The organism is Rhodococcus sp. D-6 (assembly GCF_040256695.1).
GTDB lineage: Bacteria > Actinomycetota > Actinomycetes > Mycobacteriales > Mycobacteriaceae > Rhodococcus > Rhodococcus pyridinivorans.
On sequence record NZ_CP132970.1, the window covers coordinates 3,585,795 to 3,598,375 of the forward strand.

At 67.6% G+C, this 12,581-nt stretch carries 11 protein-coding genes; 5 read left to right on the plus strand and 6 right to left on the minus strand.

Annotation, left to right across the window (positions count from 1 at the left end; all coding sequences use genetic code 11):
• Positions 1-51: 51 nt before the first annotated feature.
• Positions 52-948 (minus strand): LysR family transcriptional regulator, encoded by an 897-nt coding sequence (locus RBB84_RS16675; protein WP_024102093.1) that lies wholly within the window; start codon positions 946-948, stop codon positions 52-54.
• 72 nt (positions 949-1,020) lie between these two features.
• On the opposite strand from RBB84_RS16675, the gene RBB84_RS16680 reads away from it, so the two are divergent.
• The 3 genes from RBB84_RS16680 (at position 1,021) to RBB84_RS16690 (ending at position 3,856) form a co-directional block, all read left to right on the plus strand.
• The gene (locus tag RBB84_RS16680) at positions 1,021-1,938 is read left to right on the plus strand and encodes a CoA-transferase (RefSeq protein ID WP_006553722.1); all 918 of its coding nucleotides are present in this window, start codon (positions 1,021-1,023) and stop codon (positions 1,936-1,938) included.
• The gene (locus RBB84_RS16685; protein ID WP_064256115.1) at positions 1,935-2,711 is read left to right on the plus strand and encodes a CoA-transferase; all 777 of its coding nucleotides are present in this window, start codon (positions 1,935-1,937) and stop codon (positions 2,709-2,711) included. The genes RBB84_RS16680 and RBB84_RS16685 overlap by 4 nt, the downstream gene beginning before the upstream one ends.
• Positions 2,712-2,845: 134 nt before the next feature.
• Positions 2,846-3,856: a DICT sensory domain-containing protein gene (locus RBB84_RS16690; protein WP_082921004.1), complete on the plus strand. Its 1,011-nt coding sequence runs from the start codon at positions 2,846-2,848 to the stop codon at positions 3,854-3,856.
• A 16-nt stretch (positions 3,857-3,872) separates the two neighbouring features.
• Here RBB84_RS16690 and RBB84_RS16695 read toward each other — a convergent pair whose 3' ends face one another.
• On the minus strand, positions 3,873-5,099 hold the full coding sequence (locus RBB84_RS16695) for a DICT sensory domain-containing protein (RefSeq protein WP_064256114.1): 1,227 nt from the start codon (positions 5,097-5,099) through the stop codon (positions 3,873-3,875).
• 293 nt (positions 5,100-5,392) lie between these two features.
• Here RBB84_RS16695 and RBB84_RS16700 point away from each other — a divergent pair, with 293 nt between their 5' ends.
• Together RBB84_RS16700 and RBB84_RS16705 are read left to right on the plus strand one after the other, a co-directional pair.
• On the plus strand, positions 5,393-5,815 hold the full coding sequence (locus RBB84_RS16700) for an STAS domain-containing protein (protein WP_064256113.1): 423 nt from the start codon (positions 5,393-5,395) through the stop codon (positions 5,813-5,815).
• Positions 5,816-6,074: 259 nt separating this feature from the next.
• Positions 6,075-8,651 carry an AMP-binding protein gene (locus RBB84_RS16705; protein ID WP_064256201.1) on the plus strand — a complete coding sequence of 859 codons (2,577 nt, stop codon included), beginning with the start codon at positions 6,075-6,077 and terminating at the stop codon, positions 8,649-8,651.
• 113 nt (positions 8,652-8,764) lie between these two features.
• On the opposite strand, the gene RBB84_RS16710 is transcribed toward RBB84_RS16705, so the two are convergent.
• From RBB84_RS16710 to RBB84_RS16725, 4 genes are read right to left on the minus strand one after another with little or no spacing between them, the layout of a single operon-like run.
• Positions 8,765-9,805, minus strand: coding sequence for an acyl-CoA dehydrogenase family protein (locus tag RBB84_RS16710; protein WP_024102100.1), 1,041 nt, complete (start codon positions 9,803-9,805; stop codon positions 8,765-8,767).
• The gene (locus RBB84_RS16715; RefSeq protein WP_024102101.1) at positions 9,802-10,947 is read right to left on the minus strand and encodes an acyl-CoA dehydrogenase family protein; all 1,146 of its coding nucleotides are present in this window, start codon (positions 10,945-10,947) and stop codon (positions 9,802-9,804) included. Before RBB84_RS16715 ends, RBB84_RS16710 begins: the two co-directional genes overlap by 4 nt.
• Positions 10,944-11,552, minus strand: coding sequence for a TetR/AcrR family transcriptional regulator (locus tag RBB84_RS16720; protein ID WP_231911995.1), 609 nt, complete (start codon positions 11,550-11,552; stop codon positions 10,944-10,946). Before RBB84_RS16720 ends, RBB84_RS16715 begins: the two co-directional genes overlap by 4 nt.
• Entirely contained in the window at positions 11,549-12,580 is a 1,032-nt protein-coding gene (locus RBB84_RS16725) for an AMP-binding protein (RefSeq protein WP_064256111.1), read from the minus strand. The genes RBB84_RS16720 and RBB84_RS16725 overlap by 4 nt, the downstream gene beginning before the upstream one ends.
• Position 12,581: the final 1 nt, after the last annotated feature.

Genomic DNA, 12,581 nt, shown 5'->3' on the forward strand with positions numbered 1-12,581 from the left:
ACGGATCGCTCGCACTCGGGGCCGGCCGGCGCAGTCGCCGGCCGGCCCCGGTCAATCCGGAGTCGGCAGCGCTTCCTCGGAGAGGCGGAGAACCTCCCGCAGCGCGGCACTGTCGTCGTCCTCCCGCCACACGAGCCGCACGTCGAGCGGCTCGGGATGATCTGCGAGAGGAACGAACACGACCTCGGGGTTGATGACGTTCGCCGCGACCGACGAGACCGTCATCGAACATCCCACCCCGGCCGAGACCAGGGCGATCAGCGACAGCGAATCCGGGGCGCTCTGAACGATTCTGGGCGTGAATCCGACGTCGTGGGCGATACGGAGCAACAGCTCGCGCAGCATCGATCCGGGTTCGGCGGGCAGCATCACCCACGCCTCGTGCGCGAGGTCCTCGAGCCGGACCTGCTCACGGTCGGCGAGCGGGTGCTCCTTGGGCAGCGCCACGACGAGGTTCTCTCGGGCCACGACGCGCGACGCGATCCCCGGTGGGAAGAACAACAGGCGCACGATGCCGATGTCGAGCTTGCCCGCGGCCAGCTTGTTGAGCGCCTCGCTCGCGTACGCCGAACTGTCGAGCACGAATTCGATACCGGGATGAGTGCGCCGCACGAGCTTCGCCCACCGGCCCACGAGATAGTGCGAGGACGAACCGGCGAAACCGATACGGACCCTGCCGGTCTGGCCCGACCCCGCGGCGGTCACCGCCATCTCGGCCAGCCGGCAGGCGTCGAGGATGTTCCGGGCCGGCTCCACGAGCGCGCGACCGCTCTCCGTCAACCGCACGCTGCGGGTGTTGCGTTCGAAGAGTTCGGCTCCGAGTTCTTTCTCGAGCCTGCGGATCGTGCGGCTGAGCGGCGGCTGGGCCATGTGCAGCCGCTGCGCCGCGCGACCGAAATGCAGTTCCTCCGCCACCGCCAGGAACGCCTTCACCTGCTGGATCTCCACCCGTCGATTATTGCGCCTGCGGGCGCCTGATATCCGACACCGAATTACCGACCACACGGAGGACGACCGGGTATGCCGGACAAACTCATGACCCTGCGCGAGGCGATCGCCACCTATGTCGAGGACGGCATGACCGTTGCCCTCGAGGGTTTCTCGCACCTCATCCCGTTCGCCGCGGCGCACGAGATCATCCGGCAGGGCAGGCGCGACCTGACGTTGTGCCGCATGACCCCCGACATCATCTCCGATCAGCTCATCGCCGCCGACTGCGTGTCGAAGCTCGTCGCCTCGTTTTTCGCCAGCGGCTCGGCCGGGTCGCTGTACGAGATCCGCCGGCGCATCGAGAGCCACGACCCCGTCGCACTCGAGGTCGAGGAGTACAGCCACTACGGCATGGTCTGCCGCTACCAGGCCGGCGCGGCCGGGCTGCCCTTCTTCCCGCTGCGCTCGTATGCCGGCAGCGACCTGCCGAAGATCAACCCGAACATCCGGCTCGTCGAGGATCCCTTCAGCGGCGGCAGCGTCTACGTCGTGCCTCCGCTGAACCCGGACGTGACGATCATCCACGCGCAGCGCGCCGACCGCTCCGGCAACGTCCAGATCTGGGGCATCGCCGGTGTGCAGCAGGAAGCGGTCTACGCTGCGAAGAAGGCCATCGTGGTGGTCGAAGAGATCGTCGACGACGACGTGATCCGCTCCGATCCCAGCCGCACCCTCGTCCCCTCGCACGCGGTGGACGCGGTGGTGCTGAGCCCGCGCGGAGCGCACCCCTCCTACGCGCAGGGTTACTACGACCGCGACTGCGCGTTCTACCGCCGATGGACCGCGATCAGCAAGGACCCCCAGCAACTGCGCACCTGGTTGAAGGAATGGGTCCTCACCACCGCCGATCACGCCGAATACCTCGAGAAACTGGGCGAAGAGTACTGGGCCGACCTCGAGGTCGCGCCGCGCCCCTCCGGGACCGTCGACTACGGGAGCCGAAAGTGACCACCGCCGAAACCTTCTCCACCACCGAACTGATCGTCTCCGTCGCCGCGCGGGCCCTGGCCGGCAAGGTCCGGGTCTTCGCCGGGGTGGGTCTGCCCACCCTCGCCGTCGACCTCGCCGCCCGCACGTCGAACCCCGACGTCGAGCTGATCTACGAATCCGGGGTCTGTGGTGCGCACCCCGAGGCGATGGCCGAGGGCATCGCCGACTCCGTCGTGGTCTCCGGCGCCGAATCCGTGGTGTCCATGGCGTCGCTGTTCGGGTACGTGCTCCAAGGCGGCAACGTCGACGTCGGGTTCCTCGGGGCGGCGCAGATCGACCGCGACGGCAGCCTCAACACCAGCATCATCGGCGACTGGGACAAGCCCACCGTGCGCCTGCCCGGCGGCGGCGGAGCCGTCGAGATCATGCCCAACGCCGGCGAGGTGTTCGTGATCATGCGACGCCACGATCCGAGTGCCTTCCCCGCCGAGCTGGACTTCTGCACGACCCCGAGCCCGGTGCGCGCCCGTGAGGCGGGCGTCGGCATCATGCCCCGCGGCCGCGGGGTGACGAAGGTGTTCACCAGTCTGGGCGTGCTGTCGCGGCAAGATTCCTTCGACGAACTCGAACTGACCAGCATCCACCGCGGTGTCACCGTCGACCAGGTCCGCGCCGCCACCGGCTGGGATCTGAAGGTCTCCGACGAGCTGACGCTGACCGAGGATCCCACCGCCGAGGAGATCGACCTGCTGCGCAACGAGATCGACAAGGTCCGCCTGTATCTGCGGTGATCCCGTCGACGTGACCGACGTGGCGGCTGGCAGGATGTCCGCAACGGACGACGCCCCGGATCCTGCGAGCCTGCGCGCGTCCGGCGTGATGCTCGGCGGACGGACCGCCGCGTGATGCGGGAAGGCGGCACGTCATGCACGCGAGCACGATCCACGACCTCGTGGACGACACGGTCGTCGCGGCTGTGATGCCGTTGACCGACCTCGCGCACAGGCCGGTGGCCGGACGCGATGCCGTCGCACTGGTCGACGAGCACGAGGTGTTCGCCGATCCCCCGACGGTCCTGCACCGGATCGCCGCTGTGCGCGAGCGCGGATTCGCCGTGGCGGTACGCATCGCGGAATCGGCGTCCCGCGCCACGGTCGTCCTGGCTCTGGTCGAGCCGGAGGTGGTCGTCGTACCGGCCGAGGCGCTCGTCGCATCCGACCTGCGGGCCGCCACTACCCTGCTGTCGTTGCGGGCCCACTGCGAGCGCACGAACTCCGTCGTTCTCGCCGAGGGCGTCGACTCCGACCTTCATCGCGAGGCGGCCCTCGCCCACGGTATCGATTTCGGTTGCGGTACAGCACTACACGTTGCGGAGGGTGAAGCCGGCCCTTCGTCGCCGCGCGGAGGGTTGTTCCGTGAACCCACCTGGAGTGCGCCGCTCGACGACGCGACCGCCGCGCCCTTCCGCATCCTGTCTGCCGGTCGGGAACGCGTGCGGAGCGGCAAGGGTCTGCTCGTGTCCATGAGCGCCGACCTCGAGGCGCGAGCCGGGGAGGCCGGACCCGACACGATCGCCCTCGGCACCTTCCAGCACCACGACCACTTCACCGGGGCCGCACGCAGACGATGGCTGTCGATGGCCGACACCCTCGCGCACGTCGCGGTCTTCGCGGTCGGGTTCGGCACGAGCACCTCGGGCCCGGACCTCGTCCCGATCGAGCCGCACGATCCCCTCGTCGACGAGTGGAACGTCATCCTCCTGGGAGAGTCGTTCGCGTGCGCGCTCTCTGCCCTCGACCTGCACCGTCGAACGGCCGGCGGCGAGCGGGAGTTCGAGTACGTCGTCTCCTACGACCGGGAGGCCGTCGCCCGCGCGGCGCGCGCGACCCTGTCCCGTCCCCGACCGGTCCCCTTGGAGGTCCCACCCTCGTCCTGAGCCGCTCTCCCTCGGGTCACCCCTCGAAACGCGCCAGGATGCTGTGGGCGCACCGGATCACGGTGCCGCGGTCGTAGGACAGCACGTAGCGGAACTCGCGGTCGAGATCCGCTGCGTCGGTGTGCATGTCGAGCGCGGCGAGTACGCACGCGAAGTGCGGACCGAGGACGACGACGTTCCATTCGTCGACGATCGGATCGTTCGGGTCCAACGGCGCGTGGTGTACCGCGGAGTCGACGTAGGGATCGATTCCGACGCCGTAGACCCCGGTGTAGGCGACCTGCTCGGCGAGCTGCGCCCATCGAACCCGGGAGGTCGGGGTGAAGTGCTCGGCGCGCTGGAAGGTGCCGAGCACGATCGTCTCCGGTCCCGCTCCCACCGCGTTGGTCTCGAGCAGCTTGCTCATCGACACCAGAAGTCGCTTGAAACTACTTGTGCGTCTGCGTCCTTCGGACGCCAGAGCGAAGGGAGTGAGTTCGGGGCCGCCGGGAACGGCCCGTCGCGGACGCAGCGATATCGGTTCGACATCCGAATCCGCTTGCGCGGCATCCCCGGTCGATCCGACTGTCGGATACAGCGCGCCCATTCCGTATTCGGCGGCCAATCCCAGAGCGCGGCGGCGATGCAGTTCCGAATCGACGCCCTGCGCGATGACGACCGCGCTGCTGGATTCGATGTACGCGGCGACGGCGTGGGCAATCCTCGCCGTCGAGGCGTCGGCCGCACGCGCGATCAGGGCCGGCGACGTGATGATCACATCCGGTTCGACGAGCGGCAGCAGCGCGAGGGCCTGAGCACGCGCTCCCACACCGTCCACCGCGACGAGCATGCCGGCGGTGCGCGCCGCCGCAATGGTGCGCAGCGTCCTGGCAGGGGCGGCGATCAGCGCCTGCTCGGTGATGAGAGCGACCGTGGTCGGGCCCCCTCGATCCCCGAGCGCGCCGAGTTCGTCGAGCGAATCGAGATCGACGGTCACCAGATGCGGAACCGCCGACTCGGCTTGCCGTCCGGCCCTGCGCCACTTGATCCGGTCCAGTTCCGACTTCTGATGCATCGCCCGGGCGGCCTCGCTCAGAGCGGTCGCATCGTGCAACGATGATCCTTCCGGACCACGCAGTTGCAGTTCGACGGCGGACAGCGCACCGCTGCCGAGCCGATGGATGGGGGCGAGCTCCGTCTCCACGACGAGGCCGCCGAACGCGGCCTCCGCGTCGGCGGCAGCGTCGGCAGGAACAGCGCTCATGGATCCAGCATCCCATCTCCGGCCACCGATCGTCCGCTCGGGCCGACGGAGCCAGGAACATAGGATATGTTCGCAGCTCCGAACGCCTACGTTACAGAACCGTGATGTTTCGTTATCGTTCCGTTATGGAACGGCTGGTGGCGAAGCGACATCCGTCGGACAGGCTCTGTGCAAGCCCGAGGCGAGTTCTCACCGGACCCCGACGTTCTCACCACGACCCCAGCAGGCCGACCGTCTGCTCGTGATCCAGCCCGCACCGGACGGCACGAAATCCACGCCGACAGGAGACCGCAATGAGCACACGTACGAGCACCACCCGCAGGATCGTCACCCACACCGGCGCACTCTCACGAGTCGGTGCAGAGACGGTCGCCCGAGCACCGCGCTACCGTCTCGACGTCCACTCGCCCTCCCGTCGCTGCAGCGTCCTGCGGGCGAAGGGAGATCTCGACATGACCGCCCGAGCGGAGTTCGCCTCCACTCTCGGCGACCTCGCACACTCGGGCGACCACGTCGTCGTCGATCTGTCCGAGGTGACCTTCATGTACTCCGAGGTCGCCTCGATGCTCGCCGATGCCGTTCACATCCGGCCCGGCCGTTTCCACGTCGTCGCACCCACACGCCAGGTGCGCATGCTGCTCGACATCCTCGCTCCCGGCCTCGACGTCACAGCCGATGCCGCACCCTGCGACGCGGGCACAGCACCCGCTGCCTGATCACAGCAAGGGGCGCGTGACGGCGTCCGGCCGGCGTGCAACCGACTGCTGTAGCAGTGCGCGCCCGCCACGTGCGCGCGTCGCAACACCTCGGACACGACTGCAGCATCGGATCCACCCACGACCGCGGCGACATGTGTGTGGGGGGCGAACCCCATAAGGTGGTGGTAAAGGCCAATTCAAGCCCTCGGTTGTCAGGTTTGGCAGCCCTTACACTCTATCGGTGCTCAGCCCGTTCTTCCGCAAGGAACATCCTCGCGTGCGTTTCGTCCTCCATCTGGAAGACTTCGGTGACGCCCCAGCCTTGATCACCCAGCAGGAAACCGTCACCTACAGCGACCTGGCCGACCGAGTCCATCGGGCAACTGCCCGGCTGGGCAACACCCGCCGACTGGTGTTGATCGCAGGTGCCAACGAGATCGATGTTCTTGTCGTCTACCTTGCAGCGCTACTCGCCGGACATCCGGTTCTGCTGGCGCCGGGCGACCACCCCGCAGCCTTCGAAGGCCTGATCGCCGCATACCGACCCGACGTGGTGGTGCGCAGTATCGACGGGACCGTGACGATCGAGGAACGGGGTAACGGTTCTGCGCATGTACTGCACCCCGACCTGGCGCTGCTGCTGAGCACCTCCGGCTCGACGGGCTCCCCGAAACTCGTCCGCCTGTCCCATCGCAACGTGCAGTCCAATGCAGAGTCGATCGCGGAGTACCTCGACATCCGTAGTACCGACCGGGCAGTGACGACGCTGCCGATGCATTACTGCTACGGGCTCTCTGTCATCCACAGCCACCTACTGCGCGGAGCCGCAGTGATCCTCACGAGCCGCTCGGTGACCGACCCGGCGTTCTGGGAGCTGTTCCGAGACCACCGCGGCACCAGCTTCGCCGGCGTGCCCTACACGTTCGATCTGCTCGATCGGTTCGGATTCGACGAACTGGACCTACCCGACCTGCGCTACATCACCCAGGCCGGCGGTCGACTCTCACCGGATCGGGTCCGCGCCTATACGCAGTCGGGCCGTGAGCGGGGCTGGGATTTCTTCGTCATGTACGGGCAGACGGAGGCGACCGCACGGATGGCGTACCTGCCTCCGGAACTCGCCTCCGACTATCCGCAGTCGATCGGACGAGCTGTTCCCGGTGGATCCTTCCGGCTCGAGCCGATACCGGACGCTCCGGACGGCACCGGTGAACTGATCTACACGGGGCCGAACGTGATGCTCGGCTACGCGCACACGCCCGAGGATCTGGGTCTCGGGGACGTCCTCGAGGGTGAACTGCGGACCGGCGACCTCGCGCGGCAGATCGACGGCGGCGTGTACGAGGTGGTGGGCCGACGCAGCCGTTTCGTCAAGATCTTCGGGCTACGGATCGACCTGCAGCAGGTCGAGTCGACCCTCGCCGAACAGGGACTGACGGCATGCTGTGTCGGCGGGACGGACGACATGATCGTGGCGGTCGAGGGCGCGAGCGATCTCGAGGCGATCCGGTCCGCGAGCGCACGGGCCTGTGGTCTTCCCGTCGCGGCCGTGCGGGTGTGTCTCGTCGACGAGCTTCCGCGGACCGGCACGGGCAAACCCGACCTTCGGGCAGTGGCCGAGCTCGTGCACCACGCGACGCCCGATTCACCCGAGGCAGAGAGCACCGTCGTGGACACGGCCGCCCTGCGGACCCTGTATGCCGAGGTGCTGCACAGTGGGCAGGTCACCGACGACAGCTCGTTCGTGAGCCTGGGCGGCGACTCGCTGTCCTATGTGCAGATGTCTCTGCGGCTCGAGCGCATGCTCGGCTATCTACCCCAGAACTGGCACACCACCGCGATCAAGGATTTCGTGCCTACGCCCCGGCGACGATGGTGGCGGGCGGTCGAGACCAACGTGCTGCTCCGCGCTGTTGCGATCGTGCTGATCGTCGGTTCGCACATCCGGTTGTTCGGGGTTCTCGGCGGCGCGCATGTGCTGCTGGGGGTCGCCGGATACAACTTCGCACGCTTTCATCTCGCCACTCCCCGTACCGAACGGGTGCGACATGTCCTGGGCAGCGTCGCCCGAATTGCCGTACCCAGCATGGTGTGGCTCGGCGTCGTGATCGCACTGACCGGGGACTATCTCGTGACCAGTGCGTTGTTGCTCAACGGCATTCTCGGCCCCGACGGGTGGACGCCCGAATGGCGGTACTGGTTCATCGAAGCGATCGTGTACATCCTGCTCGTAGTCATCGCGGTGTTGTCCATCCCGCTCATCGACCGTGTTGAGCGCAGGCACTCGTTCTGGTTCGCGATGGCCTTGGTGGGTGTGGGTCTGCTCCCCCGCTACCGCGTGATCGAGCTCGGGGACGGCAACAATCTGATTCTGAGCGCGTCGATGGTCTTCTGGTTGTTCGCCCTGGGCTGGGCTGCCGCTACGTCGACGACCGTGTGGCACCGAATGATCGTCACGGCGGTGATCGCAGCCACGGTGCCCGGATACTTCTCGGGTGATCTCCAGCGAGAACTTCTCGTCATCGGTGGGCTGGGCCTGCTGGTGTGGCTCGAGTCCGTTCCCTGCCCACCTGTGCTGAGCCGGATCGCAGGGGTGCTGGCGAGCGCGTCGCTCTACATCTACCTGACGCACTTCCAGGTGTATCTGCCGCTGCGAGAGGACCATCCCTGGTTGGCGTTCGCCCTGTCGATTCTGGTCGGCATTCTCTTCTGGCAAGCCGTGACGGTCACCCTTGCTCTGCGTCGACGGGTCGGTGCTGCGCGGGCGAAATCCGATCCGAATCCGGCCGGTACCAGCAGTGGTTCGCCCCCGTCCCACGCTGCGGAGATGCCGGGGAGATCCCCGGTGGCGTGAACTGTCACTGCTACTGGTTCGAAGATCCCGGGACGCGTGGTGTGCAGTCCTCGCCCCTGTGAACGACATCGATAAGACCGCGTTGAAGCATGCACCGACATGTCTCGTGCTCGTCAGCGTGCCGGGCCACCCGTGATCAACGCCCACACGTCCCCGGCTTCACCGGCCGCGGCGAGCAGTTCGGAATCCCACGACGCGACCGTGCCGAATTCGCTGCGCCACGACAGGATCCGGTTGGCGTGCCGATGCAGCTCGTGTTCCATCGTGAAGCCGATCGCGCCGAGTGCCTGATGCGCGTTTCGGGCGACGACCGACGCCGCATGTCCGGCACACGACGCGGCCGCCGCGATCGCGAAGCGGGTCGACGCGTCATCGAAACCACCGGCGAGAACGGCATCGACCGCACCATCCGCGGCGGCGTGCACGAGCGAGGCCTCGGTGGCGATGTCGGCGACGAGCGCCTGCACCGCCTGGAACTTGGCCAGCGGACGACCGAACTGCACGCGGGCAGTGGTGTGATCGACGACGAGCTCGAGAACCCGATCCATCGCACCCGCGGTGGCCAGCGCACGGACGAGCGCGCCCCGGTGGCGGAACTCGTCGGCGGTGCCCGCCGGAACGTCGCGCCCGGACAGTGCCGACAGGTCGACGCACATGTGATCGCGGGGCTCCGCCGCCAGGTTCACGGCCTCGACGATCTCGACATCGCCGCGAGCGACCTCGGCGACCTGCCATCCCTGCGGTGACTCCCACAACACGACGATCGAGTCCGCGAACCGGGCCCACGGCACGTGGCGTGCGCGGCCGTCGGCGTCGAGCACCGCGGCAGTACGCACCGCCGGCGCCGCATCGAGGCCCGCCTGCTCGAGGAGCCAGCCCGCGAGCAGATCGTTCTCGGCCACCGGCACGGCAGCAGCAGCGCTGCCGGCGGCCTCGAGCAGCAGGGCGGCCTCGAGCCATCCCGCGCCGCTTCCGCCGCTCTCCTCCGAACCCGTGAGCCGATCGAGGCCGAGCTCGGTGAGGGTGCTCCACAGGGCACGATCGAGTTCCACGACCTCACCGATGCGGTGGTCGTCACCCGAGGTGAACACCTCGGACAACATCTGTGCGAAATCGCGCAGTTCCGTCGACTGCAGTGCGTCCTGCCCGCTCATCTCATCCCCAATCCTCGTGCGATGACCCCGCGGAGGATCTCGCTCGTGCCGCCGCGCAGTGTGAAGCCCGGTCGTTGCATGACTCCTGCCCGGACGAGCTCGGCCAGATGTGCGTCGGCCGCGGTGTATCCCGCGACCTCGTCGGCGAGATCCGCCAGGTCACCTTCGGTCTTCGTGCCGAGCACCTTCACGACCGACGCCGCGAGTTCGGCGTTCTCGCCACGTTCGAGGGACTCGGAGACCGCGGTGGACATGCGGTGCAGGCCCGCCATGCGTCCGATGGTCGCTCCGATGCGGGTGTCCGCTTCGACGCTGCCGTCGGCCACACCGTGTACGAGGGATTCGAGCACCCCGAAGGTCGACAGGAAACGTTCGGGACCGCTGCGCTCGTAACCGAGCTCGCTCGTCACCTGTTCCCAGCCGGCGCCGATCTGTCCGAGCACCAGGTCGTCCGGGACGAAGACGTCGTCGAGCAGCACCTCGTTGAAGTGGTGGTCGCCGGACATCGACAGGATCGGGCGGATGGTCACGCCCGGGGAGTCGAGCAGCACGATGAACTGGCTCAGCCCGTCGTGGCGGTGCGCGGGATCGAGCGGGGCGGACCGCGCGAGGCCGAAGAAGGCGTCGGCGTGGTGGGCCCCGGACGTCCACAACTTGGTGCCGGAGATCCGCCACCCACCGTCCACCTGCGTGGCCTTCGTCTTGACGCTCGCGAGGTCGGATCCGGAGTCGGGCTCGGACATTCCGATGGCCCAGCAGATCTCACCGGCCGCGATGCCCGGCAGGAACCGCTGCTTCTGCTCTTCGGTGCCGTACTTCAGTAGCGACGGTGCGGCCTGGCGGTCGGCAACCCACTGGGCGGCGACCGGAGCGCCCACTGCGAGCAACTCCTCGGTGACGACGAAGCGCTCCATGAAGGTTCGTCCGTGTCCGCCGTACTCGACGGGGATCGTCATGCCGACCCAGCCGCGAGCGGCGAGCGCACGCGTGAAATCGGGGTTCCATCGCGTCAGCCAGGTGTCGATGCCCGGCGTGAACACGCCCGCGTCGATCTGTTCCTTCAGGAACGCCCGTACCTCGGCACGGAGTTCCGTCAGTGCCGGGTCGGGGGTACCCGCCCTTGGTACGAGTCGTGCACTCATCGTCGATCTCCTTCTCCACCGGTGATGGTGGGACACAACAGCGCCAGCGACAGGTCCGCGTAGCGTTCCGCGATCTCGTCCGGGTCGTCCGGGCCCGCGGGGTCATACCAGTTGGCGATAGCCGAGACCATCGCCAAAATCGATCGGCGGCAGTCGTCGGGATACTTCGTGGTGAAGACGCCTTGTGCGACACCGCGATCGATGATGTCGCGGATCCGCCTTCGGCCGGCGCGCCGGCGTTCCTCGTACAGTCGCGCACCCTCGGGTTCGAGATTGCGCACCTCCGTCGCGATCATGCGACCCTGTTCGGGGAACTGCGTGCGGAAGATGACGTTCCCCTTGACGAACGCGCGGATCTGCTCGACCGGATCGTCGCCGACGCGGGCGAGTTCGGCGTCACAGACCGCGTCGTAGGTGTCGACGCCGTCGAGCAGGATCGCCAGCAGCAGATCCTGTTTGTTCTTGTAGTGGTAGTACAGGGCGGACAGGCTCACGCCTGCCTCCTGCGCGATGGTCCGGATCGACGACGAGCCGTATCCGTTGCGCACGAACTCCTTCCGGCCCGCCTCGATGAAGACGCGCTGCTTCGGCGACAGCACTCTCACGACAACGCTCCGGTATCGGCGTACTGCGCGATCAGCTCGCCGAGCCTGCCCTCGACCATCTTGCCCGTCGGCGTGCGCGGCAGTTCGTCGACGAACCGCACGTGCCGGGGGCACTTGAAACGCGAGAGGCGCTCCCGGCAGAACCCGATGATGTCGTCCTCGGCCTCGTCGGATCCCTCTGCCCCGGGGACGAGCTGCACGAACGCTTCGACACGTTCACCGCGGTCCGCATCCGGCACGCCGACCACCGCGACATCCGCGATCGACCGGTGCAGCGCGAGGACGTTCTCGATCTCCTGCAGATAGATGTTCACCCCACCCGAGATGATCGTGAACTTGTCGCGCCCGGTGAGGAACAGATAATCGTCCTCGTCGAGAGATCCGATGTCGCCGGTCGTGTACCAGTTGCCCTCGAAGGGGTGCCTGGTCGACGCCGTCTTCTCCGGATCCGTGTAGTACTCGAACGAGAAGTCGTCCCGCTCGAAGTAGACGGTGCCGATCTCGCCGGTGGGTAGCCGATTGCCGTTCTCGTCGCAGATGCGCGCCAGGCCGAGTGTGCCCGGGCCACCGAGCGCCTGCGTCGACACGCCGTACCGCAAGAGCGCGGCGTGGTAGATCGGTGCCGGCGACAGGTAAACGGTGTTCTCGTCGAAGGCGACACGGTGCGTCACCTTCGGGGTGAGCGGCACGATCGCCTCGGCGAGATCGGCGAGCGGCGCCGAGACGACGAGCACCTTCGCGTCGCAGTCGTCGACGAGGTAGGCCGCCTCGACGGGAGCGAGATGCGTGTTGACGAAGGTGACGTAGACGCCCGAACGAACTGCCCCCCAGTATAGTTCGAACGCAGTGGCGTCGTTGACGGTGACGACCGCGATGTGGTCGCCCTTCCCGACGTCGTGTGCGCGCAGCCAGTGCGCGAACCGGACGGACGCGCCCTCGAGCTCCCGATAGGTGAGTGTCCGGCCGGTCGCAGCCTCGTGCACGGCGGGCCGATCCGGGGCGACGGCGGCGTAACGGCCCGGGTACATG